The organism is Obesumbacterium proteus (genome assembly GCF_001586165.1).
Taxonomy (GTDB): Bacteria; Pseudomonadota; Gammaproteobacteria; order Enterobacterales; family Enterobacteriaceae; genus Hafnia; species Hafnia protea.
The window spans coordinates 4,144,898-4,168,790 of the sequence record NZ_CP014608.1; the positions used below are offsets into that span (position 1 = coordinate 4,144,898).

Here is a 23,893-nt window from a genome sequence, read left to right on the forward strand (position 1 = left end):
ATTACTTATTAAGTAATTATAATCAATAAAAATTAGCAGAAATATCCAGATCCGTTGGAATGTCACAATATTTTTCGAACGCAAAAAAAAAGCTCCGTATTCTTAATAAGATACAGAGCTTTTTATCAGGCTAAATATTAATGTCGATTACGTACTAGCTGATAGCGGCGGGTAAGATACTCTACCGGAACGCTCCAGATATGGACTAAACGACAGAACGGAAATAGCACGAATAGCGTCATGCCCAATACGATATGCAGCTTAAAGATCAGCGCAACACCCTCTAAATGCGCAGCCGCACCGGTGTGGAATGTCACGATAGACTGTGCCCACGCCACCAGCTTCATCATTTCACTGCCGTCCATATGTTGGGCGGAGAAAGGAATGGTGAGAAGCCCTAAGCACACCTGAACCACCAGCAGCGTCAGGATTAAAATATCGCCCACGCTTGAGGTTGCACGCACGCGAGGATTCATTAAACGACGCTTGAGCAGCATAACGCCGCCGATCAGCATCATCACACCGCAGGCACCACCGGCAAACATCGCCATTTTCTGCTTAATGGGCACCGGCAGGAATGATTCATACATCCAATGCGGTGTTAGCATGCCTAAGAAATGCCCAGCGAAAATACCTAAGATACCAATGTGGAAAAGGTTAGATGCCAGACGCATGCCCTTTTTATCCAACATTTGGCTAGAGCCCGCACGCCAGCTGTATTGTCCATAGTCGTAACGGATCCAACTGCCAATCAGGAAAATTGCCCCCGCCAGATAGGGATAGATATCGAAAAAGAACTGGTTGAGATAATTCATTAGCGTTCTCCTGCCACCGGCGTGGCGTCCAAACTGAGATACTGCGGCGCAACCGCACCTGCGAAACGACGGTGATGGGCGTTCTGCTGTGCCGACGCACAGCCTTCTTCACCCAGAAACTTCACCTGTTCCTCTTCCCACACCGCATCTAACGCCGCCGGGGTATCGTCACGCGTTTCCTGTGCCACTTTATCGCTCAGTTGCTCACTGGCGACGTGAGTGCCTGAAACCGCCAGCAGCAGATCAAACAGTACGGCATAGTGGCTTTGACGATCTTTTAAACGTGCGCCCAACAATGCCAGAATTGGCACGATGTCCAACAATCCCTGACGCGCCGTCTCACGATCGCGGCTAGCGAGGAATTCGAGATACATCGGCAGGAAATCAGGCAGCTCACGGCTGTCGATCTCTAAACCCGCAGCGTTATATTGCGCCATCAAATCAACCATCGCCTGACCACGATCGCGTGATTCACCGTGTACGTGCTCAAACAACAGCAAAGACGTCGCACGGCCACGGTCAAACAGTTCACAGTATTGCGCCTGAACATCCATCAGATCGTTTTGGGTGAAATCACGAATAAAGGTCAGCAACTGCACCGACTGTGCCAGCGTCAATTCACTGGCGTCATCTAATGCCGTCACCAGCTCTTGCCGATTTTCCCATAATGCCTCATCGGGATAATCCAGCAGACGAGCGATAATGCGCAGCGTCATCATCAGCTTTTCTCCCCATGAATATCGGCATCACGCGGTGTTTTCTGCGTCACGTCGATAGCGTCGATACGGCGACTGTTAAACAGGTTGAATTTGGTATCGCTGCCGTGACAACCATCGCCAAAGCTAAACCCACAGCCTTTGCTTTCAGGGAAAGCTTCACGCGCTTGTTCACGGTGGCTTGATGGGATCACGAAGCGATCTTCGTAATTCGCGATAGCCAAGTAGCGGTACATTTCCTGTGCCTGAGCCTCGGTTAATCCCACCTGCTCGAGCGCGCTGGTGTCAATAACGCCATCAACGGTTTCTGCACGTTTGAAGTGACGCATAGCCAACATGCGTTTCAACGCCAGCAGCACCGGTGCGGTATCGCCCGCCGTCAGCAGATTAGCCAAGTATTGAACGGGGATACGCAGGCTTTCTACATCCGGCAATACGCCGGTATGCGGTAAAGCACCGGCATCGGCCGCCGACTGAATTGGCGACAACGGCGGTACATACCACACCATTGGCAGCGTGCGATATTCAGGGTGCAGTGGCAGAGCCAGCTTCCAGTCCATCGCCATTTTGTACACCGGCGATTTCTGCGCTGACTCAATCACGCCCTGCGGGATGCCGTCTTTCAAGGCTTGTTCAATCACCGCCGGATCGTTTGGATCCAAGAAGATATCCAGCTGGCGCTGATACAGATCTTGTTCATTTTCTGCCGCTGCCGCATCAGCAATTTTATCTGCGTCATACAGCAATACGCCGAGGTAGCGGATACGCCCTACGCAGGTTTCAGAACAGATAGTTGGCTGTCCGGACTCGATGCGTGGATAGCAGAAAATGCATTTCTCAGACTTGCCGCTTTTCCAGTTGAAGTAGATTTTTTTGTACGGGCAACCGGTCAAACACATGCGCCAGCCGCGGCATTTGTCCTGATCGATCAGCACAATACCGTCTTCCGAACGCTTATAGATCGCGCCGCTTGGGCAAGTGGCCACACACGCCGGATTCAGACAGTGCTCACACAGGCGTGGCAAATACATCATGAAAGTATTTTCGAACTGGCCATACATCTCTTTTTGCATGTTGGCGAAGTTCTGGTCTTTGGCGCGCTTGGAAAATTCGCCGCCCAGAATATCGTCCCAGTTCGGGCCGTTTTCGATTTTCTTCATACGCTGACCGGTGATCAGCGAGCGTGGACGCGCAATCGGCTGATGCTTACTTTCCGGCGCGTTTTGCAGATGATGATAATCGTAGTCAAACGGTTCGTAGTAATCGTCTAATCCCGGAACGTCAGGGTTAGCAAAGATTTTAGACAGCAGCCCCACGCGGTTGCCCATGCGTGGTTCTAACTTGCCGTTAATCTTGCGGATCCAGCCGCCTTTCCATTGCGATTGGTCTTCCCAATTGTGGGGATAGCCCACACCGGGTTTGCTTTCAACGTTGTTAAACCACGCGTATTCAGTACCTTCACGGCTGGTCCAGACGTTTTTACAGGTCACGGAACAGGTATGGCAGCCAATGCATTTATCGAGATTCAGCACCATGCCGACTTGAGAACGGATTTTCATTTGGCTTTCTCCTGCTGGCTACCCTGAGAGTAGTCGTTACCTTCTTCGTCTAACCAGTCGATACGGTTCATCTTACGTACCACCACAAACTCATCACGGTTGGAACCCACGGTACCGTAGTAGTTAAAGCCGTAGGCCAACTGAGCATAGCCACCAATCATGTGCGTCGGTTTCGGCGAAATACGTGTAACCGAGTTATGAATACCGCCGCGTTGGCTGGTGATTTCTGAACCAGGAATATTCACGATACGTTCCTGCGCGTGGTACATCATGGTCATGCCCGCTGGGATACGCTGGCTCACTACCGCACGCGCCGTTAATGCGCCGTTGGCGTTGAAGGCTTCGATCCAGTCGTTATCTTCAATGCCTAACTCTTTGGCGTCATCTTCGCTCAGCCAAACAATCGGGCCGCCGCGGCCTAACGTCAGCATCAATAAGTTGTCGCTGTACGTTGAGTGAATGCCCCACTTCTGATGCGGAGTCAGGAAGTTCAGCGCTTTCTCTTTGTTGCCGTTCGGGGATTTCCCCATCACCGGTGCCGCCGCACGAGTGTCAATCGGTGGACGATAGACCAGCAAGCTTTCCCCGAAGGCACGCATCCATTCATGATCCTGATAAAGCTGCTGACGGCCGCTCAGGGTGCGCCAAGGGATCAGCTCATGCACATTGGTGTAGCAGGCGTTATAAGAGACATGTTCGTCTTCCAAGCCAGACCACGTTGGGCTTGAGATAATCTTGCGCGGCTGCGCCTGAATATCACGGAAGCGAATTTTTTCGTCTTCTTTGTTCAGAGCTAAATGGGTGTGGTCACGGCCGGTAATATTGCTCAGCGCCTGCCATGCTTTCACTGCCACCTGTCCGTTAGTTTCAGGCGCCAATGACAGAATGACCTCTGCCGCATCAATCGCCGTGTCGATTTTCGGACGTCCGGCTGCTGCACCGTCTGGCTGGGTATAGTTAAGCTGTTTGAGGAAATCGACTTCGGTCTGAGTATTCCAGCTAATGCCTTTGCCGCCGTTGCCCAAGGTGTCCATTAACGGCCCCAGAGACGTAAAGCGCGCATAGGTGTTTGGATAATCACGTTCAACCGCAATGATATGCGGCGCAGTTTTACCCGGAATAAGATCGCATTCGCCTTTTTTCCAATCCTTCACGCCAAACGGCTGCGCCAATTCGGCTGCGGAGTCGTGCTGGATAGGTAAGGTAACGATGTCGGTTTCTTTGCCTAAATGGCCGTCACACATGCGCGAGAACGCATCGGCGATACCTTTATAGATTTCCCAGTCGCTTTTGGATTCCCACGCAGGATCGACCGCGGCAGACAATGGATGAATAAACGGATGCATATCCGACGTATTCATGTCGTCTTTTTCGTACCATGTTGCGGTTGGCAGCACGATATCGGAATAGAGACAGGTGCTCGACATACGGAAATCAAGCGTGACCACCAGATCCAATTTGCCTTCGCCCGCGTTATCTTTCCATTCAACGTCTTCAGGTTTCACACCGCCCTGCTGGCCCAAATCCTGACCTTGAATACCGTGTTCGGTACCCAGCAGGTATTTCAGCATGTACTCATGGCCTTTACCGGAAGATCCCAGCAGGTTTGAACGCCATACGAACAGGTTACGTGGGAAGTTTTTCTCATCGTCTGGCTGCTCAGCGGCAAAACGAATCGAACCTTCTTTTAGGCTTTTAACCGTGTAATCCACCGGAGACAGGCCTGCTGCGCGGGCTTGTTCAGCAATATGCAGCGGGTTTGTTCCGAGCTGAGGCGCAGAAGGCAGCCATCCCATACGTTCGGCACGAACGTTTAAATCAATCAGGCTGGTGCTAAAACGAGATTTATCCGCCATTGGCGACAGCAGTTCTTCGGTGCCAACGGTTTCATAGCGCCACTGGCTTGAATGGTTGTAGAAGAAAGAGGTGCTGTTCATATGGCGCGGTGGACGCTGCCAATCCAGACCAAATGCCAGCGGAGTCCAGCCCGTTTGTGGACGCAGTTTTTCCTGCCCAACGTAGTGAGCCCAGCCGCCACCGCTTTGGCCGACGCAGCCGCAGAAGATCAGCATGTTGATCAGGCCACGGTAGGTCATATCCATGTGATACCAATGGTTCACACCGGCACCGACGATAATCATCGAGCGACCGTGGGTTTTTTCGGCGTTTTCCGCAAACTCACGCGCAATGCGCACGATATTTTCTTTGCTTACGCCGGTAACCAATTCAGCCCAAGCTGGAGAATAGGCTTTAACATCGTCATAGCTTTGCGCACAGTTTTCATCGTTCAAGCCGCGCTCAATGCCGTAGTTTGCCAAGGTCAAATCGTAGACGCTGGTCACTAACGCCGTAGAACCATCGGCCAGCTGTAGGCGTTTAACCGGCAGCTTATGCAGCAGCACGTCTTTGAGCTCAACGCTGTTAAACTGATCGGTTTCGCCGGTCTTAATGCCGCCAAAATACGGGAAGCCAACTTCAGCAATTTCGTCATGATTATCGAGCAGGCTGAGCTGTAATTTAACTTCTTTACCGCTCACGCCGTCACGCTGTTCGAGATTCCATTTGCCCTTCTCGCCCCAACGGTAGCCGATAGACCCCTGCGGCGCGGTCAGTTCGCCGTTTTGGTTAATCGCAACGGTTTTCCACTCAGGATTATTTTCTTGGCCTAAACCATCCACCAAGTCAGAAGCGCGTAGCATACGACCCGCGGCATAATGGCCTTCTGCACGTTGCTCCAACAGCACCAGCATTGGCATGTCGGTGTAGGTGCGCACGTAGTCGGCAAAATATTCGGTCTGACGCTGAACGTGGAACTCATTGAGGATCACATGCCCCATCGCTAACGCCATGGCGCTATCGGTACCCTGTTTCGGGTTCAGCCAGTGGTCACACAGTTTGGCAATTTCCGCGTAGTCCGGCGTTACCGCGACGGTCTTCGTGCCTTTGTAACGCACTTCGGTGAAGAAGTGCGCATCAGGCGTGCGTGTTTGCGGAACGTTAGAGCCCCAAGCAATGATATAGGAAGAGTTATACCAGTCAGCCGATTCAGGCACGTCGGTTTGCTCGCCCCACGTCATTGGCGATGCAGGAGGCAAATCGCAGTACCAATCATAGAAGCTCAGGCATACACCGCCGATCAGCGACAGATAGCGTGCGCCCGCCGCATAGGAAACCATCGACATCGCAGGGATCGGCGAGAAGCCAATAATACGGTCTGGACCATACTGCTTGGCGGTATAAACGTTTGATGCCGCAATCAGTTCGTTCACTTCTTTCCAGCTCGAACGAACGAAACCACCGCGACCACGCGCCTGTTTGTATTCTTTAGATTTCTCAGTGTCGCTAACGATAGAAGCCCATGCGTCTACCGGATCGCTGTGCTGGGCTTTCGCTTCACGCCACAGTTTCATCAGGCGCTTACGCATCATCGGATATTTCACGCGGTTAGCGCTATACAGATACCAAGAGTAGCTCGCACCGCGCGGGCAGCCGCGTGGTTCGTGGTTTGGCAAATCAGGGCGAGTACGAGGATAGTCAGTCTGCTGTGTTTCCCAAGTGACTAGACCGTTCTTGACGTAAATCTTCCAGCTACATGAACCGGTACAGTTTACCCCGTGGGTAGAGCGCACGATTTTGTCATGTTGCCAGCGGCTGCGGTATCCGTCTTCCCAGTCACGGTTAACGTTCAGTTCTTGGCCGTGGCCATCAGCGAACGTTTCGCCTTTCTGTTTGAAATAACGGAACCGGTCAAGAAATTTGCTCATCCGGAGTTCTCCTGATACGGGGATTAAATCCCCTGTCATTATTGTGAAATATGCGTGATGCATTGCTCAGATTGCGGCCAGACTACCGAGCGTTACGCGCGCGGAACTTGATTGCGATCAAGGCAGAATGCGAGGCCTATTTCGGTATCAGTGCGAAATACCACCAAAGGATAAGATCGTGAAAAACATCTAATTCAATGAAAAATAAAGATTAAATTTAAATATATATATTTTATTGAGGATAGTTTGATAGGCAGGACTATTTGGGGGTAGGTAAGTCGTTGATGGCCATCAGGTCAGCCTTTTTGCTCAATGCTTCGACGTTAAACCATAAGGAAAAAGAGTAACAACATGAAAATGGGATATTGTATTTGCCACTCAGACATATCAGCATCACGCCGAAAATATCCCCTTCTGGATTATTCTTTCAGCCAGAAATTGCGTTTTACTCTTGAGATTGACACCTGATGAGTCATATAAATATGTGATGTTTCCTATTTTGGCAGCGCTTCCCTTATTCGCTAATGCCATTGAACCAGACACCAGTTCTCCCATTCAGCATCAAAAATGCGGAAAAAACATTAACCTAACGTTGAGAAACGTGGCCGATGGTCACGCCGTTATCGGTTTGATTAACCGTAAAACCAAGGCTTGGGATTATTTTTACTCTCATAATGGCTTTGTCAGCGATTACAAATATTCCCAATATGTTCCCGTTGTCCATAACGCTAAATCCGATAGCTACGCGTTAGCGAAAGAAACCTCCAGCAACAGCCATGAGATTTATTGGGGAGTGGATAAAGCCGGTAATTATCAATTAGCCCTTGGCAAACACAGCTATCGCTGCGGGCCGCTGATGGTGCCAGAAAAGAATCCCGCGCGTGTAAACGACAATTTAAACGCAGCCTATGGTGAATAGTCGCCCTGCTGTTCGCCAATAGTAAAAAGCCCCCGCGAGAAATTAGCGGGGGCTTTTTTATCAGAACAAGCAAACTTATTAACGTAACGCGACTTACTTAAGCCAGATTTTAGGGGAACCACTCCGATGGGGTCGTAGCGGCGTAAGCCGCCGACAACTTTGCCAGGAGCAAAGTTGAACAACGCGTCAGCGTTGCCCTTTAGGGAGGAACACATGGATGTGTTCCGTAACCGCCCCGCGGGGTGGTAGCCCCGTGTATCTCGATCTCTTAAACGATTAAGATCTATTAGCGGGCTTTCTTTGTTGCCAGCGTTTTCAAATTACGGCCATAAACAAACCACGTAATCAGAATACAGACGACGTAAAACACCACAAAGACCTTCATGGCCCCAGCCGGAGAACCGGTCAGCGCCAGCGATGTACCGAAGGCTTTAGGAATGAAGAAGCCCCCTGCTGCGCCAATGGCGGAGATAAAGCCAAGCGCCGCTGCGGTATCAGTTACGGCTTCACGCTGTGCCTGATCGTCGCTACCGCCACGCGCTTTCACGCTGTCGATAGTGATCTTACGGAATACCACCGCAATCATCTGGAACGTAGAACCACTGCCTAACCCAGCGGTTAAGAACAGCAGCATGAAGACGCTGTAGAAGGCGATAAACGAACCACCCACTCCGTGAGTTGGCAGCGTCAGGAACAACAGCGCGGCAAAAATCGCCATCAGCACAAAGTTGATCAGCGTGACGCGAATGCCGCCAAAGCGATCGGACAGAGCCCCGCCGACCGGACGGGCCAACGCCCCGAGGAACGGACCAAAGAAGGCGTAATGTAGGATCACAACATCAGGGAACTGGGTTTTTGACAGCATGGCAAAGCCTGCGGAAAAACCAATAAACGAGCCGAACGTCGAAAGATACAGCACGCTCAAGATCCACAGATGCCCACGTTTAAGCACCGGCAGTTGTTGGCTGAGCGAAGCTTTAGACGCGGCTAAATCGTTCATGCCAAACCAAGCAAACAGCGTAGCAATAATCAGGAACGGCACCCAGATCCATGCGGCGTTTTCCAACCACAGGCTACTGCCGTCTAGCTGAGTATGTCCTGTACCACCGAAGATACCGAAAATGCTGACGGAAATAGCAATTGGCGCAATCAGCTGCATCACGCTAACGCCTAAATTACCTAAACCACCGTTTAAGCCCAGCGCTCCGCCCTGTTTGTTCTTAGGGAAGAAGAAGCTGATGTTCGCCATACTGGAGGCGAAATTAGCACCGGCAAAACCACACAGCAGGGAAATCGTCACGAAAACGCTAAACGGCGTCGTGGGATCCTGCACCGCATACCCCAGCCATAGGCAAGGAATAATGAGGAAAATCGTGCTGATTGTCGTCCAGCGACGCCCACCAAACATGGGGATCACAAAGGAGTATGGCACGCGCAAAATGGCACCCGAAACAGAGGGCAGCGCGGTCAACATAAACAGCTGGTCGGTGGTGAAGTTAAACCCGACTTTGTTGAGATTTACCGCTACCGCGCTGAACAGCATCCAGACGCAAAAAGCGAGTAATAAACAGGGAATTGAAATCCATAGATTACGTTGAGCCGTTTTTTGGCCAATTTGCTGCCAAAAATCAGGCTCTTCAGGGCGCCAATCCTGGATCACGCCCCCTTTCGATTGTGTATCTGGAGCGGATGCTTGTGTCATAAAAACCTCTGCCTTTATCCGGTTAGTAGCGGAGTTGTACGCATCACGCACGTGGGCAAACTTGATACAAATCAAGCCGCTGTAAGGTAGCAATTTAGCGAAATCAGCCATAACTCCCTTAATGAGTAGGCTATAATTATAAAAATATTTTCGAAGAATCATTCGTTTAAAGCTTTGAAAATTGAGCCTCGCCACGTGAGTGGCACAAGCAAATATTAAGGGTTACTTCCTTATGGGTATGGGGTTATAGGCTAGGATGATTTAAAAAGGCTTTTCAAAGGTATCTTTCCCTTCTCCCCCAGCTGGTAGATTTTCATGAAACATTTCTGTGCACGTTTTTCCATTGTCAGTCAGGTAGCCGTTTTGATGCTACTGCTTGGCATATGTGGTATTGCAGGAATGAGCGTTTCCAGCTGGATGGCACAGAGCATTCAAGGCAACGCGCATGCGATCAACACCTCTGGTGCGCTGAGAATGCAGAGCTACCGTCTACTTTCGATGGTACCGCTGAATGCCAATGCAGATAGCAAACGCTGCTTAGATGAATTAAATAACGATTTAAATAGCCCAGTGTTACTTGCAGCGGTCAAGGAAGAGCATCTCAACAAGCAGTTTTCCGCCCTACAACAAGCTTGGCTGGGCGATCTGCGCCCCGCACTGCTTGCCGCACAGCATCCCGATGATGCGCGGGATAACGTGGCTAAATTTGTCGGCCACCTCGATGAGCTAGTCTCCGCCATCGACCATCAAACCGAACAGCGTTTGACGATGGTGAGCATGGTACAAAAGATTTTTATTATTCTGACGCTGTTATTGCTGGTTGGCACCGTGGTCTATTTACGTCGCCGATTACTCCACCCTTGGCGCCAACTGGTCAGCATGTCGCAGGCGATTGGACAAGGGAATTTCAGCCAGCGTTTTCAGCAGACCGATCATCAGGATGAAATGGCTATTTTGGGTTCAACGCTGAACGCCATGTCGTCCGAACTTTCGCTGATGTATGGCAAACTCGAGCAGTTGGTCGAGCAGAAAACCACGGATTTGCAGAAGAAAAATCAGGTATTGTCGTATTTGTATCGCGCCAGCCGCCAGCTCCATTCGCGCGCGCCGCTATGTTCTCGTCTGCTACCGGTGCTTACAGAGCTGCAAGAGCTCACACCGCTGCACTCGTTACAAATTCGCTTGTATGAAAACAACAGCGACGAGCAGTTTGACGAACTGAACTGCGTGGAAACACAACGTCCCAAGCACTGTCCCGATACGCATTGCGTGCAGTGTTTGAATCACACAGATCATGCCCCAAATAAACCCAGCTCTACCGTAAGCTGGAGCTTGAACGATCAAAGCGGCCGCTATGGTTTAATTTTGGCTCAGCTGCCTGAAGGCATGACGCTACAGCCCGAGCAAAAACAGCTGATGATGACGCTGTCCGAACAGATCACCAGCACGTTGGCCCTTGAGCAACAGGCCGACCAGCAACAACAGCTGGCGGTGATGGAAGAACGTTCTGCCATTGCCCGTGAGCTACACGACTCTATCGCCCAGTCGCTCTCATGCTTAAAGATGAAAATCAGCTATTTGCAGATGCAGTCCACGGCGTTGCCTGACAATATTCAAACCCAGCTGCAAGAGATGCGTGAAGAGCTGAATGCCGCCTATCGTCAACTGCGCGAGCTGCTCACGACTTTTCGCCTGAAACTGAGCGAGCCGGGGTTACTGGCTGCTTTGCAGGTCACCGTCGCCGAATTTAATCAACGCTTTGGTTTTACTATCCATTTTGACTATCAGCTTCCGGCCAAAAGCGTTCCATCCCATCAGGCAATTCATTTGGTACAAATTGCCAGAGAAGCCCTAAGTAACATACTTAAACACGCACAGGCAACGCAGGTTGATATGACTATCACCCTGCAAGATGATGAAATCATTATGTCTATTTGCGACAACGGCCTAGGTATTAGCACTTCCCCTGAGCGGCAAAATCACTACGGCCTCGTGATCATGAGCGATAGAGCCCAGAGCCTGAACGGGGAATGCCACATTTCACGTCGTGCGAGCGGTGGCACCGAAGTACGAGTCACATTCCCGCAGGAATTGCGCTAATCCCACGGCATCTGGTTTAGAGGAGAAATTGATGAATTCCACATTAACTCAAGACGATCAATATACGATTCTGTTAATTGACGATCACCCGATGCTTCGCAGCGGTGTAAAACAACTGATTAGCCTTGAGCCACAGCTCAAGGTCATCGGCGAAGCCAGCAACGGCCAGCAGGGCATTGAGTTGGCGGAAGAGCTCGATCCCGATTTGATTTTGCTCGACCTTAATATGCCAGGCATGAACGGGCTGGAAACGCTGGATCAGCTTCGTACCCGCACACTATCAGGCCGCGTGGTGGTGTTTAGCGTTTCTAATCATGAAGATGACGTCATCAGCGCGCTCAAACGCGGTGCCGATGGTTACCTGCTTAAAGATATGGAGCCCGAGGATCTGCTGCGTTCACTGCATCAGGCCGCGGCCGGACAAGTGGTTATCAGCGAGGCGCTCACACCGGTATTAGCCGCCAGCCTGCGTGAAAGTCGCCCTTCTTCAGAGCGCGATGTGCAGCAATTAACCCCGCGCGAATGTGATATTTTGAAGCTGATTGCGCAAGGTTTACCGAACAAAATGATCGCCCGTAAATTAACCATCACCGAAAGTACGGTTAAAGTTCACGTGAAACATTTACTGAAAAAAATGAAATTAAAATCACGTGTAGAAGCCGCCGTATGGGTATTGCAAGAAAAGGTCTTTTAATTAAAAAAACAAAAAAGCCCGCGAGACAAATATCAGCGGGCTTTTATTGCGGTATTAAAAATTACTTATTCTGATCGACCAAGAATTTCACGACATCGGCAAATTCAGTGCGGTAACCATCGATGGTTTTGCTCTGCATTCCGTCATTTTTAATCTGATATTGCCCATCGACATAGAATGATGGCGTACCGCGCACACCAAAGGCCTCGATGGCATTTTGCTGTTTTGCGGTGATTGATTTCACCATAAAGCTATGAACCGCGCCGTCATATTCTTCGGCTGGAATACCCGCCTTAATAAATACCTGACGGATACCCTCTTTATTCTTTATCGATTGCTCTTTTTGAACGGCATCGAAGAGAGGCTTTTCTACTTTATTTTCAACCCCTAATGCAATGGCAACGGACCATGCTTCGGTCAGTTCTTCACCCATAGAACCGAGGAAGCTGACGTGGTATTTCACCACTTTATCGTTCTGAGGCAGACGTTCGTTAACGGCTTCACCCACTTTATAAACATTGGCAAATTGATTACACGGCGGGCAATAAAAGGAGAAAAACTCAACAACGGTTGGCGCATTGGGCACCTGGTTTTTCAGTTTGATGTACTGATCGCCTTCCTGATAGTCTGCCGCGTGTGATGCAAAAGAAAATAAAGAGAATGTGCTGAGTAGCGCCAGCAAAAGATATTTTTTCATATTTGTAAACATTACCGTCATTAGAGAGTTAAACAACGGCCAAAATGTTAGCATCAACGGTTATAAAACCCTGCTGGCTTTACGGTTTATTACATAGTCAATGACATAGAAAGACAAACACCATTATTAATTGCGTGCTGATAGTTTCAAAAGAAAATATTTTATATGCACATCTCATGGATGTGATTTATTCCCCAAGCGGTAAATTCATCTTGGGGAATATCAAACAAAAATGCGTTAAAAAATCAGTTCCAATCAGGCGCACTTTCAATTTGCTTGGTGAGCATCGCTTTCATCTGGCTGTCTGGTTTGCCCAGCCACTGATATTTTGCGTGCTTGCTTGGGTGGTCGAGCGCGTCAGGCGTATCCGCTATTTCCACACGAACGCCCCAAGCCTGTTTCTTATCGTTGCTAAACGCCACGTACATAAAATTATTAGCGCAGTCATGTGGCTTGCAGATATTGCCAACCTGATATTTTTTGCCTTGCCACGTTACCCATTCTGGCGGCGTTGAGGTGCCTGAGCCTTTACGTGCCCACACGGGCAAGTTTTTCTGCCCTTTCACCATCTTCTGCCATGTTTGCTGATAACCTGATTGCTGTACCAACTCCGAGGTTGAGACTGGTATCGAAGCCGCTAAGCTGGCGGTACTCAAACTCATAACAGCCCCTAGCAGCGCCGCTCGTAGCATTTTTTTATCAATCATCATCAACATCCTTTGCAGTCAAATATCTATTACAAATTGAATAACAAGAAAACATACATGCATCTTATATGACCACGCTATAAGGCAAAAGTTGATCCATACCACGAAAGTTATGACAAAAAAGCGGGAAATCCTCGTTGGTATGACAACTTAAGGTAAGCTATCAACCATAAGAATTGACCAGAGAAAATCAGCATGTTCACACTCCCTTCGTTGCCACCGCTAGAAAAAAGCCTGCATAGCGCAGAGCTTGCACACCCATTAAATAAGTTAGAAGAAGATAAGATTTCACAGATGGTGGCCGATCTGGATTTGAACGGTTCGATCAAAGAACATTACTTAACCGGCTGGATGGGGCTTTGCCCGCTGGTGATGATCCGTAACTATCAGGATAAGCGCGGCACATCCAATGGCTTTATGCTGACACGGCCCGGTCATTTCCGCTTTAGCGTACAGGCCATTACCTTCCGTATTCCCAAATTTCTGCTGTGGGCAACGTTTCGCCGTAAACCACGGACGATGTCGCTGATTGCCTATCAGCAACTAGGTGAAAACGGCGGCGGCCTAATGCAATATCGCAACATTCTCGACGCTGAGATGAAAGAGACGGTCAACCAGCAATGGCGAGAGATCAATGATTACCTTGGTGCCGCGTGCTATCAGGTTGAAAATGACTATCCGCTGTGGCAAATGCTAGAGAAAACGGTCACGGAAGAGAAGGCTAACGACTTAGCGACCACGCTGGCTTCTAATGGTAAAAAGCTGCAAAAAGATGATGAATTCAGCGGGCTATGGCAAGGCGACCTCTTTATTGCCACCCGCCCTGCCGGTGAAACATCGCCAGCCACATCGGTCATCATAAGCTGGCACGACGGCGATGATATTGGCAGCTATCTTTATGGCTGGCTGAATAACGAACAAGGCGAAAAGCAGCTTGCGCTAGCTATTCGCCCTGGGAAAAATGAGCAGTTTTTCACGCTTAACCGCTTTGATGCCGAGCATGTGCAACGTGCAGCGGCATTGTTTAAGTTGGTGACCTCTAAATAAAAAACAGGGCCATCTCATTGGCCCCGTTTTTTATACGTTAATTACGGCACAATACACGCCACGCCTTCCGTTTTTTCAGCCAGATTCGACGTTATACGTCCCGTTGCGGTGTACACATAATAATAAGCATCTTGATCGGCAATCGCTTCTTCAGAGGTCCAAAATACGGTACCAGCATGAGAAACATCATCCAGACTCGCTCCCCACTCCTGCCACAGTGAGTCACTTGGCACCGTACGATCGCTATTCCCCGTAGATAAATCATCACGCGTTGGCAAACTGTATCCCTGACTTTCACACCAGGCTTTCGCGTCATACCAGTTTAATTTACCTGCTGATTCGTCTCTAAAAATAAAGAATTTTTGCGGGTTAAAAACAATGGATCCTTTCGCTTCGTTATGCCGAGCCGTTATTCTGAATGCCCCCTTAGCCTTAATAGTAACAACTCCTTTATCGCTCACTGTCGCAATAGATGGATTGCTCGTTGTCCATTCATCAATTTGATCGTCTTCGTTATCCGTTTCTAATTGGATCTGTGCGCCGGGAAACGCGGTATGAATGGTGGCATCCGCAGTAGCATAATAGGTCGCACTGTTATTTGAAGGCGCAATTAAATAGCCAATCACATTTAATAGATGTGGGTTAACCGGGCCGGTCGGGATATTGTCATTAACATCATATGTACTGATATCCTTGATAGAGAGCGCAACATTTTCCCGTGGTTCGCCGGTCACTGTGGTCGGTGTTATATTGACCCCTACAGTGCAGCCTTTATCATCGGGATGGATGACATACTGATTAACGCCCGTCGCCAGCACGTGGGTTTTGTTACTTGTATCAGTACAAATCCACTCTACTGTCGGTAGCGTGATTTCCTCATCGCCTTCAGCATCAGTCACTGTCCAAGACATTTTAATAATATCCGTAACATCCAACTCATCGTCTACCCCCATCGTTTCATTAACACGACTGAAACTCACTTTTCCTGCTTCATTTTTATCATTATAAATAACAGGGGCAGTTCCGTTAATTATGCCCGCAGAGCCTGTCATATCCGTTGCATTAACGATATTCAATGAGCTAGAGAGAAAAAAAACAAATGCGACTGTGCAGCTATTGAAACGCTTTATTTTCATAAAACCATCCTGCAATAAGCGTTGAGCACCGAAGCACTCAACGCTTATTATTTGCGCATATTATTTACGCTTGGTCGATTTCAGCACTGCTCTGACTTTCGCAGTGTAATCAACTTTCAGGCTGTAACCCTGAACACCGTCAGCGCCCGCCGTTGCAAACACATTTTTCGCATTGACGTTAGTGGTTGGGATAACCAGATCTTTGTTATCCGTGCTGCTTACAGCATAACCGCCTGCGGTACCGGTGGTTGCACTGGTGCCATCGAAGAACCATTTGTAATTGTAGTTAGCCGATGCGTCGAGTTCACCCGCGTCTTGCTTACCGTTGTTGTTAACGTCATACCAAACTTTGAACTGATAAGTATGTCCGACCAACAGTTTGCTATCTGCTTTGCCGATCAGGTTAACCGTTGGTGCTTCGCTATCGACAATCGCGGTACCGATAGTGCCACCCACAATTGGACCATCTGGAATATTATCGCTGCTATCGTATTTACTGATATCGTTGATAACGATGGTTTGGCCGGTTGTTGGCACACCCGTTGACGTTTGCTCAGTAATTTCCGCGCCTAAATAAAGACCGGCGTCTGCATTCTGAATGGTGTAATCGGCTTTTCCGTCGTTACCACTCAGCATCACTTTATTGGCTCCAGCGCCATCGGTGGTGGTGAACCATTTAATGGAAGCCGTACTGCTGTCGGTATCGCCTTCAGCATCTTGTAACACGTAGCTCAGCGTAATTTTATCGCCCGGAGACATCGCATCGGTGGAACCGCTGTGGTGGTCGTTGGCGAAAGCAACGCTGTGAGCCGCACCTGCGGCGCTCGCTTTAAGCACAGGGAGTGTACCGTTAAGCGTACCCGCAGAGTCCGTCATAACCGCCATTGCAAAAGGACTACAGCTGGCGAATATAAAGGTTGCAAGCATCGTTTTATTAAATTTTTTCATATCAATATGACTCATAAAGTTAATATTAATTATTACTTGAACAGCCTGAGATTATTAATTTCCACGCAGCTGATTCATGATTTGTTGCCCTGCCGGCGTGAGTTGATAATCAACTTTTAGCTGATATCCCTGCACACCATCTGCACCCGCACTGGCTAATACTTGATTTGCCTCTGCATTGGTTTTTGGAATTGATATAGTATTATTCTTAGTCGAATCTATTGCATAACCGCCTCTAGTTCCATTTGGAGAAACACCATCAAACATCCATTTATAATCAACCAGCGAAATTAGCGGAGTAGGATCGCTATCAGAAACAGTTTCACGATCTGTGGCATCCCATTGCCCATTATTATTACTGTCATAGGCAATTTTAAATTGATATTTATGACCTAATTGAAGCAGGTTTCCCTTTGTCGCCGTTAAATTAACGGTTGGATTTTCACTATCAACAATTGCGGTATAGATCATTGTGCTTGCAGAACTAAAGTCGACTAGCACAGCATTCGTTTTTTGTGTGTTGTCATCACTCTTTGATGCAATGATAGAAAACACGCCATTCGTTGTACTGCCTAATATAGCTTTAGCTCCCGATGGCGGCTCTTTAAAGAACAGACATTCACTTCCTGATTTACAGTCATTTTTCGAGGCGTGAATAGCAATTTCATGAGAGTGAGACTTGTCTTCCATTTTATAGGCACGGAAGGTCAGGTTCAGATCCTTGGCATCCAACGGCGTGGTTTCTCCGGCCAGCCCCGTCACTTTTGCGCCACTGGCAACCAAGTTTGCAAAATTATTACCATTGGCTAAAAGCTTAATCGCTTTCTTTTGCTCACCGCTGTCATCAATAACCAACTGATAGTCAATCGGGGCTTCTGCCACGATAACATTGACGGCATTGGACTGTTTTGTATGGCCCTTATCATCAACCAGTATGACCGCAAGCTTGTATTTATTTGCGTTCGGATCGGTTGAGTTCACCCACGCAGGGAAGGTCAGCGTCCAGTGATTATTTTGTCCATTGCTGATGTTTTCTGCCGTCAGTGCTGGCAACCCGAGCGTGCTTTCAGGGCTAAAATTGCTCATTGGCACCCATTTGGCACTTTTGATTTTCAGGTGCGAAGTAACGGTAGCATTGACTGTCCAATGGCAGCCTTCGTAAGCCTCGGCGCTATCGGGATCATCAGCCAGAATACAGGCTGCCGCAGTGCCTGTCGGCTTGAGGTAAAGCCCAACATCAAGATCGTTTTTCTCACGGTATTCCAGCACGATGTCATTATTGCGATCGACAAAATCCATGCGACTGCCTGCAAGGCTGCGCATATTTGCAACCTCATCGCCATCAAGCTGTTTTGATAAAGGAACGCCAATGCGGTAATCCAAATTTAGATTTGCCGTCATCTCGTTTTGATCTGAATCCCCTTTTTTATACCCTGCCTGTAGGGTAATCAGCGGAACCGGCGTGTAGTCGATGCCAACCGTCACTGCTGAAGGATCTTCCTGCAAACTATCCTTACCGAATAACGCTACCTGATCGCCGTAGTACTGTTCGTATACCATCGATGAGCCTAGCTGTGGATAAGCAGGTAGATAAGCCTGTAAGCGAATATCCCAGCCACGCGCAGGGCGTTCCTGATAATCATCAAAATCAGGTGAGTCTTTCCAAGAAGAGAGCGGCACATAATAGTTACCACTCAGCTTTAAGAAATTTGTCCAAGCTTCGCCACCTAATCCTGCGCGATGATGTCCACGAGTCATATCATGGTCATAGAAAACATTAGAACCTAGCATCCAGTCTTCAGAGATATTATGGCGAACACCGATCCCCACATTAGCAATAGTACGGCCATCTTTATTATGGGCAGAAAATTGACTAAACCAGAGATCGCTCTCGCCCTCATACCACGGAACTAAATAATCAAGGGATGAACCTTCAAGGCTTCCTTTATCGTTAATATTTAAATTGGTTGCAATATGGCCATAAGGTGAAAGCAGCGATTCTATTTCTGATTGTGCTGTAGCCGTGGCTAGATTTTTACCATACTGCAAGGCTTCTGATTTCATGCCTTCTGGCGTCAAATTTTGGAAATTACTCTGCGCCTCATTCACTAAAATTTCTGACGTTTTTTTCTCAATAGGATTATTTTTTTTATTTAAAACTGCCGTTGAAGAAGCGTTATTCTGATTATTAGATGCAGTGTCGCTAGTACCTAAATCAGGTAAAGCAATATTATTAGCTGAATAACTAACACCTGAAATGGCAATACTTAGCGACGGTGCTATTAGGCAATACAAAATGATCTTTTTCATATACACCGAAAGTATTATCAATAAAGAGTTATTTCTATTAAACTAATACTTAAGAATCTCTTCATGGCTGGAATACCACAAATTATGAGCGAGTTGTCTAAATATTAAAATATCCAAAATTGGATAGAATTTTGACTTGAACAAGGAAAAACAGCCGTAAAAATATCATTAAAAATAATAAAACATAGTTAATTCAAAAGGATAAATAATTCTTATTTTATATATTTAGCCACACTTAATTATACATATCTATAGAATAACACCGCTTAGAATTTATTATGAACCCGCACTTATCTTATATGTAAGCAAGAAAATGGCTTCTAGAAGCGCTTCTGCGCAGCATATAGCCTAGTTTAATAAACAACCGAATGACTCTTCGTACAGCAGAAGAGGATTAGCTTAGTAGTTACGCGGAAAACTATTGAGGATTTTGATTAACTTACCGTGCTGAATGTCGATGTAACCACCAAAACGCAGGTCTGCTAAAACTTTCATCACACCACTGCGTGCCAGATTTGAACGCTGTAAAATGTAATCTGCAACGCTTAATTTTGCGCGTTCGCTGTCAGGATAGTAGGATAAATCTTTGAGAAATAAACAAACAGTTTCATAGGTGGAGCTGTTTATCAGCAGAGATTCATGATGTAGTTGACGATCGTTAAGATAGCCTTGATAGTAAAAAACATCGCGCCACAACGACTGCTGCTCAATTATCTTCATGGCTGCTTGCAGTGGTAACGTACTGATCTCAGCGTCTGATGAAAACTTTAAGTAATAATTTTGGGAGCGATAGGTTGAGCCTTGCAGCCCAAGAATTGATGGCGAAAAAGCCGTTTCAACAAGACGATTATCTACCTCACGCCATATGTCGACTCGCCCTTTTGTCACCAGATAAACTTTAAACTCCGCATCTTTATTTTTTAGCCGTGCTTCGATGCTCTTGCCATCGTGCGGGTACGGTTTGGACATACTCACAAAAGCAGTCATTAAACGATGAATGCTTTCCATCGGCTTTTCTATGACGCTGCGATTATTGAAATGACCCATAAAAATGCCAAGTTTATTGTAAGTTCAGTCAGTATATCCTAAATCATCGCAGGTGTAGAAAAGTCCCCTATTGCGCATAGACGACTTATCTCCCGAGCGTGTAACTTAATAACTCCCCTCTAGAGCGGGAGCTACCACCATTGGTGGAAATGGTGTACCGGCCCAATACCATGACCAACTTCTAATGAATCTGCGGCCTCTAAGGCTTTTTGCAGATAGTTTTTGGCGGCAAGTACCGTTTCATTCCAGTTCTGATATCGCGGGCGTAGTGCGGCAAGCGCCGCCGATAACGTGCAGCCGGTTCCGTGGGTATGACGGGTATTCACCCGTGGTGCGGTAAATCGCTGTTCGCCTTCACGACTAAACAACCAGTCCGGACTTTCGCTGTCGCTCAAATGCCCTCCTTTCATCAATACCGCTTGGCAGCCCATATCTAACAGCGCGTGGCCTTGACGACGCATTTCATCTTCATTGGTTGCCATTGGGCAGGCTAAAAGCGCTGCTGCTTCAGGCAGATTTGGGGTGATAAGCGCCACTTTGGGAAGTAACAAATCACGCACGGCCTGCACCGCCTCTGGGGCTAGCAATGGATCGCCGCTCTTCGCCACCATTACCGTATCCAACACCACAAAGGGAATAGGATACATATCTAACGCCTGCGCGACCTGCTCGACGATATCGGCATTGGCCAGCATGCCAATTTTTGCACTGTCGATACGAACATCGGTGAGCACGGACGCCAACTGAGCCCCAACAAACTGTGGTTCAATCTCATAAACAGACTGCACACCGCGCGTATTCTGCGCCACCAGCGCCGTGATCACGCTGGTACCATAGGCGCCTAACGCGGAGAACGTTTTGAGATCGGCCTGAATTCCTGCGCCGCCGCTCGGATCGGTTCCTGCAATAGTTAAGGCATTAATACGTTTCATGAGCGATCTCCAGAGCGAATAAAATCCTGCGGGGTTAAGTGATACAGCGCGTCGATAAAAGCGGGTACAAAACTGCCGGGGCCGTGAGATACGGCGACCGCACGCTCACCGGCCAGCGACATCGCTTGGCAGGCGGTGGCAACGGCCAGCAAAAGATCGGTCTGCCGAACGCTAAACGCCGCCACCACGGCGGACAAGGCACAGCCGGTTCCGACGACGCGCGTCATCAGCGCGTCGCCGCCGGTTACGCCATACACTCTTTTACCGTCAGTGACGTAATCCGTTGCGCCGGTTACAGCCACCACGGCTCCCGTTTGCAACGCCAGAGCCTGAGCAGCTGGCAATGCTGCCGCAGAATCATCGGTGCTATCAACACCGCGGCCTCCCGCTTCCATCCCACTCAACGCCAATATTTCTGAGGCATTTCCACGAATAACGCTGGGCTTCAGCGCTAAAAGCTGACGTGCAAATTCGGTGCGATAAGACAATCCGCCAACGGCAACCGGATCAAGCACCCACGGTTTTTGATGATAATTGGCAGACTCAATGGCAGCTAACATCGACTGCGCTCTTTGCACATGCAAGGTACCAATGTTGATTAACAACGCGTCAGCCAATGAAGAAAATTGGGCGGCTTCTTGCGGCTCAACCACCATGGCAGGCGATGCACCCAGCGCCAACAGCACGTTCGCGGTAAACGTTTGGACGACTTCGTTGGTGAGACAATGAATCAGCGGGGCGTGATGGCGAAACTGAGCAAAAGCGGCAGCGGCGCTTTCACCGAGTGATTCTGTATGGGGAAATTCGGTAAGGTGCGGATTCGACGCGATGGACATATTCCTCCCAACCGGCGGTCAAGAAGACGATGCGCTCATGCACCGAGACTTCCCTACGCTGGCATAATCCAGATCAGGTAATACGGGTAAGTTCTCAGCCCTTTCATTTTCATGTGGGCACCCCGAGTCAAGGCATTCATTATTGGGAACACGGAGCGCCACGTCAAGGCCAACGGGCGCTCCAGCTCATGTTACTTCTGATGTTCTGCGCAGTCGCAGCCCCAGTTTTTCAACTTAGACGTTTTCCCAATACCCGGATTGAGCGTGTTGGTGGGGTCATTTTGTTGATAGAAAGCCTTCAGCTGTGGCTTGGCTTTGTATAGATGGCCAACGTTATGCTCCGCAGGATATTCCGCGCCGCGCGTGTCCAGCAGCGCGAGCATCTTTTCCTTCAGCGCATGCACATCGACGCCTTTTTTAACAATGTAATCCTGATGGAAAACGTAGCACATGAAATGCCCATAATAGAGGCGGTGTACCAGCGCATCGTCAAATTCCGGCGGCAGACGCTCGAACCAATCATGATCGTTTCGACGCAGCGCAATATCGAGGGCAAGAATGTCTTCAACCTCTTTGCTATGCACCGCGTTGTAGCGAATGGCCGCGCCCGCAGCGGCAAATCGGTGTAAGAAGGCTTTAGCTCCTTCTTCTGCCGTACAGACAAAAAACTCTCCTTCTGCCTGTGCAAAATAAGATTCTAGCCACGCGCGCGCTTCCTCAATGCCCTCGCCCGAAATTTTCAGCATCAGATGATGTTCAAAGCGGTTGCGATACTCTTTCAAACGTTTGGGTAAATGCGATGGCAGCAGGTGACTCAGCGTTTGCATCGTGCGATCGACCAAATGACTCGGCAGGAAAGGCACTTTGCCGAAGATGGCATCCATACGTCCTTTCAGAGTAAAGAACATCGGCATTTTGTCGGTGCCCAGTTTGTCGATCATCACGAAGGTATCTTTGCCATACACTTCCGCAATATCGAAAATATCGCGATGCATGTACTCACCTGCCACCGGCAGATTTTTGAAATTCGCCAGCATATGACGACGCAGCTCGGTCAAAACCTGCGGCTGGTTGGTGCCGATATAGAAGACCTGCGATGAGGATTGCGCCGGGAAAGTATCTAAGCGCACCGCAAATACCGCGAGTTTGCCCGCACAGCCAGAGGCTTCAAACAAGCGGCGTTCATCGGCGTTAAAGCGTGACGGCGTATCCGCTTCAACGTCGCGAATTCGCTCGGCATAATCGTGATCGGACGCCTGGCGTTCGCTGTGTTCAACGTCTTGCGGGCCGTACTTCTGGTTTTCCAAACGCGTCAGGATCTCTTCTGGCGTGCCGCCCAACGCAATGCCTAGATGGTTAACTAGCTCAACCTGCCCACGCTCATTCACTCGACCATACAGCGCCATTTCGGTATAGGCGGGGCCACGGTGCACCAGCGATCCACCAGAGTTATTACACACGCCGCCCACAACCGATGCGCCGATACAGGAAGACCCGATCACCGAATGCGGCTCACGCCCCAGCGGTTTTAGGATACGTTCTAGATGCCACAGCGTGCTGCCCGGCAAAGCCACAACCTGCTTGCCTTCGTCCAACAGCTGAATTTTATCCAAACGCTGGGTGCTAATAATGACGATTTCGCGATCGTAGTCATTACCGCTCGGCGTGGAACCTTCGGTCAGTCCGGTGTTAGCCGCCTGCATCAGCACAATTTTATCGGCCTCAACGCTGGCCTTAAACACCTTCCACTGTTCAAGCAAGCTGCCGGGAAAAACCACCGCCAAGGCATCGCCCTGTCCTGAACGAAAGCCTTTGCGATAGCGTTCAGTTTTACGCGCGTCGGTAAGAATATGAGATTTACCCACGATATCCGTGAGTTGTTGAATTAACGCACGCGAGTCGGAAGTCTGACTCGCACCAAGAGGTTGTTCCTGCATAGCCATAGTCCTTTTATTAGTATGATA

General features: G+C 48.8%; 18 protein-coding genes and 1 riboswitch. Of the genes, 4 read left to right on the forward strand and 14 right to left on the reverse strand.

The window, feature by feature from the left end:
• Nucleotides 1-137: 137 nt before the first annotated feature.
• From narI to DSM2777_RS19340, 4 genes are read right to left on the reverse strand one after another with little or no spacing between them, the layout of a single operon-like run.
• Complete coding sequence (gene narI / locus DSM2777_RS19325; protein WP_025799839.1) at nucleotides 138-815, reverse strand: respiratory nitrate reductase subunit gamma; 678 nt, start codon at nucleotides 813-815, stop codon at nucleotides 138-140.
• A complete protein-coding gene (gene narJ / locus DSM2777_RS19330) occupies nucleotides 815-1,534 on the reverse strand; it encodes a nitrate reductase molybdenum cofactor assembly chaperone (protein WP_046457207.1) in 720 nt (239 codons plus the stop codon). Before narJ ends, narI begins: the two co-directional genes overlap by 1 nt.
• Nucleotides 1,534-3,090, reverse strand: coding sequence for a nitrate reductase subunit beta (gene narH, locus DSM2777_RS19335; RefSeq protein ID WP_061554906.1), 1,557 nt, complete (start codon nucleotides 3,088-3,090; stop codon nucleotides 1,534-1,536). Before narH ends, narJ begins: the two co-directional genes overlap by 1 nt.
• Entirely contained in the window at nucleotides 3,087-6,854 is a 3,768-nt protein-coding gene (locus DSM2777_RS19340) for a nitrate reductase subunit alpha (RefSeq protein ID WP_046457208.1), read from the reverse strand. The genes narH and DSM2777_RS19340 overlap by 4 nt, the downstream gene beginning before the upstream one ends.
• A gap of 487 nt (nucleotides 6,855-7,341) precedes the next feature.
• Between DSM2777_RS19340 and DSM2777_RS19345 the strand changes: the two genes are divergently transcribed.
• Nucleotides 7,342-7,773, forward strand: a complete 432-nt coding sequence (locus DSM2777_RS19345) for a hypothetical protein (protein ID WP_061554907.1) — start codon at nucleotides 7,342-7,344, stop codon at nucleotides 7,771-7,773.
• 286 nt (nucleotides 7,774-8,059) lie between these two features.
• On the opposite strand, the gene DSM2777_RS19355 is transcribed toward DSM2777_RS19345, so the two are convergent.
• Nucleotides 8,060-9,475, reverse strand: coding sequence for a NarK family nitrate/nitrite MFS transporter (locus DSM2777_RS19355; RefSeq protein WP_061555441.1), 1,416 nt, complete (start codon nucleotides 9,473-9,475; stop codon nucleotides 8,060-8,062).
• Between the two features lie 315 nt (nucleotides 9,476-9,790).
• Between DSM2777_RS19355 and narX the strand changes: the two genes are divergently transcribed.
• Both narX and narL read left to right on the forward strand, forming a co-directional pair.
• Nucleotides 9,791-11,575: a nitrate/nitrite two-component system sensor histidine kinase NarX gene (gene narX / locus DSM2777_RS19360; RefSeq protein WP_061554909.1), complete on the forward strand. Its 1,785-nt coding sequence runs from the start codon at nucleotides 9,791-9,793 to the stop codon at nucleotides 11,573-11,575.
• 31 nt (nucleotides 11,576-11,606) lie between these two features.
• A complete protein-coding gene (gene narL / locus DSM2777_RS19365) occupies nucleotides 11,607-12,269 on the forward strand; it encodes a two-component system response regulator NarL (RefSeq protein ID WP_040047239.1) in 663 nt (220 codons plus the stop codon).
• 61 nt (nucleotides 12,270-12,330) lie between these two features.
• On the opposite strand, the gene DSM2777_RS19370 is transcribed toward narL, so the two are convergent.
• The gene (locus tag DSM2777_RS19370; protein ID WP_061554910.1) at nucleotides 12,331-12,966 is read right to left on the reverse strand and encodes a DsbA family protein; all 636 of its coding nucleotides are present in this window, start codon (nucleotides 12,964-12,966) and stop codon (nucleotides 12,331-12,333) included.
• Between the two features lie 245 nt (nucleotides 12,967-13,211).
• Nucleotides 13,212-13,673 (reverse strand): inhibitor of vertebrate lysozyme family protein, encoded by a 462-nt coding sequence (locus tag DSM2777_RS19375; RefSeq protein WP_046457212.1) that lies wholly within the window; start codon nucleotides 13,671-13,673, stop codon nucleotides 13,212-13,214.
• A gap of 195 nt (nucleotides 13,674-13,868) precedes the next feature.
• On the opposite strand from DSM2777_RS19375, the gene DSM2777_RS19380 reads away from it, so the two are divergent.
• Nucleotides 13,869-14,720 (forward strand): hypothetical protein, encoded by an 852-nt coding sequence (locus tag DSM2777_RS19380; protein WP_061554911.1) that lies wholly within the window; start codon nucleotides 13,869-13,871, stop codon nucleotides 14,718-14,720.
• A gap of 41 nt (nucleotides 14,721-14,761) precedes the next feature.
• On the opposite strand, the gene DSM2777_RS19385 is transcribed toward DSM2777_RS19380, so the two are convergent.
• The 7 genes from DSM2777_RS19385 to dld all read right to left on the reverse strand — a co-directional run bounded on the left by DSM2777_RS19385 (nucleotide 14,762) and on the right by dld (nucleotide 23,872).
• Nucleotides 14,762-15,856 (reverse strand): Ig-like domain-containing protein, encoded by a 1,095-nt coding sequence (locus DSM2777_RS19385; protein WP_061554912.1) that lies wholly within the window; start codon nucleotides 15,854-15,856, stop codon nucleotides 14,762-14,764.
• A gap of 60 nt (nucleotides 15,857-15,916) precedes the next feature.
• Complete coding sequence (locus DSM2777_RS19390; protein WP_061554913.1) at nucleotides 15,917-16,804, reverse strand: SinI family autotransporter-associated protein; 888 nt, start codon at nucleotides 16,802-16,804, stop codon at nucleotides 15,917-15,919.
• A gap of 54 nt (nucleotides 16,805-16,858) precedes the next feature.
• Nucleotides 16,859-19,114 (reverse strand): inverse autotransporter beta domain-containing protein, encoded by a 2,256-nt coding sequence (locus DSM2777_RS19395; protein WP_061554914.1) that lies wholly within the window; start codon nucleotides 19,112-19,114, stop codon nucleotides 16,859-16,861.
• Nucleotides 19,115-19,513: 399 nt separating this feature from the next.
• A complete protein-coding gene (locus tag DSM2777_RS19400; RefSeq protein WP_061554915.1) occupies nucleotides 19,514-20,161 on the reverse strand; it encodes a helix-turn-helix domain-containing protein in 648 nt (215 codons plus the stop codon).
• Between the two features lie 131 nt (nucleotides 20,162-20,292).
• Nucleotides 20,293-21,093: a bifunctional hydroxymethylpyrimidine kinase/phosphomethylpyrimidine kinase gene (gene thiD, locus DSM2777_RS19405; RefSeq protein WP_061554916.1), complete on the reverse strand. Its 801-nt coding sequence runs from the start codon at nucleotides 21,091-21,093 to the stop codon at nucleotides 20,293-20,295.
• Nucleotides 21,090-21,929 carry a hydroxyethylthiazole kinase gene (thiM, locus tag DSM2777_RS19410; protein ID WP_061554917.1) on the reverse strand — a complete coding sequence of 280 codons (840 nt, stop codon included), beginning with the start codon at nucleotides 21,927-21,929 and terminating at the stop codon, nucleotides 21,090-21,092. Before thiM ends, thiD begins: the two co-directional genes overlap by 4 nt.
• 33 nt (nucleotides 21,930-21,962) lie before the next feature.
• Nucleotides 21,963-22,064, reverse strand: a riboswitch (TPP riboswitch).
• Between the two features lie 56 nt (nucleotides 22,065-22,120).
• Nucleotides 22,121-23,872 (reverse strand): D-lactate dehydrogenase, encoded by a 1,752-nt coding sequence (gene dld / locus DSM2777_RS19415; RefSeq protein ID WP_418008637.1) that lies wholly within the window; start codon nucleotides 23,870-23,872, stop codon nucleotides 22,121-22,123.
• Between the last annotated feature and the right edge of the window lie 21 nt (nucleotides 23,873-23,893).

Bases quoted from the DNA above. Each gene is read 5' to 3' on its own strand.
- narI (WP_025799839.1), bottom strand. From the start codon at position 815: ATGAATTATCTCAACCAGTTCTTTTTCGATATCTATCCCTATCTGGCG.
- narJ (WP_046457207.1), bottom strand. From the start codon at position 1,534: ATGATGACGCTGCGCATTATCGCTCGTCTGCTGGATTATCCCGATGAG.
- narH (WP_061554906.1), bottom strand. From the start codon at position 3,090: ATGAAAATCCGTTCTCAAGTCGGCATGGTGCTGAATCTCGATAAATGC.
- DSM2777_RS19340 (WP_046457208.1), bottom strand. From the start codon at position 6,854: ATGAGCAAATTTCTTGACCGGTTCCGTTATTTCAAACAGAAAGGCGAA.
- DSM2777_RS19345 (WP_061554907.1), top strand. From the start codon at position 7,342: ATGTTTCCTATTTTGGCAGCGCTTCCCTTATTCGCTAATGCCATTGAA.
- DSM2777_RS19355 (WP_061555441.1), bottom strand. From the start codon at position 9,475: ATGACACAAGCATCCGCTCCAGATACACAATCGAAAGGGGGCGTGATC.
- narX (WP_061554909.1), top strand. From the start codon at position 9,791: ATGAAACATTTCTGTGCACGTTTTTCCATTGTCAGTCAGGTAGCCGTT.
- narL (WP_040047239.1), top strand. From the start codon at position 11,607: ATGAATTCCACATTAACTCAAGACGATCAATATACGATTCTGTTAATT.
- DSM2777_RS19370 (WP_061554910.1), bottom strand. From the start codon at position 12,966: ATGAAAAAATATCTTTTGCTGGCGCTACTCAGCACATTCTCTTTATTT.
- DSM2777_RS19375 (WP_046457212.1), bottom strand. From the start codon at position 13,673: ATGATTGATAAAAAAATGCTACGAGCGGCGCTGCTAGGGGCTGTTATG.
- DSM2777_RS19380 (WP_061554911.1), top strand. From the start codon at position 13,869: ATGTTCACACTCCCTTCGTTGCCACCGCTAGAAAAAAGCCTGCATAGC.
- DSM2777_RS19385 (WP_061554912.1), bottom strand. From the start codon at position 15,856: ATGAAAATAAAGCGTTTCAATAGCTGCACAGTCGCATTTGTTTTTTTT.
- DSM2777_RS19390 (WP_061554913.1), bottom strand. From the start codon at position 16,804: ATGAAAAAATTTAATAAAACGATGCTTGCAACCTTTATATTCGCCAGC.
- DSM2777_RS19395 (WP_061554914.1), bottom strand. From the start codon at position 19,114: ATGAAAAAGATCATTTTGTATTGCCTAATAGCACCGTCGCTAAGTATT.
- DSM2777_RS19400 (WP_061554915.1), bottom strand. From the start codon at position 20,161: ATGGGTCATTTCAATAATCGCAGCGTCATAGAAAAGCCGATGGAAAGC.
- thiD (WP_061554916.1), bottom strand. From the start codon at position 21,093: ATGAAACGTATTAATGCCTTAACTATTGCAGGAACCGATCCGAGCGGC.
- thiM (WP_061554917.1), bottom strand. From the start codon at position 21,929: ATGTCCATCGCGTCGAATCCGCACCTTACCGAATTTCCCCATACAGAA.
- dld (WP_418008637.1), bottom strand. From the start codon at position 23,872: ATGGCTATGCAGGAACAACCTCTTGGTGCGAGTCAGACTTCCGACTCG.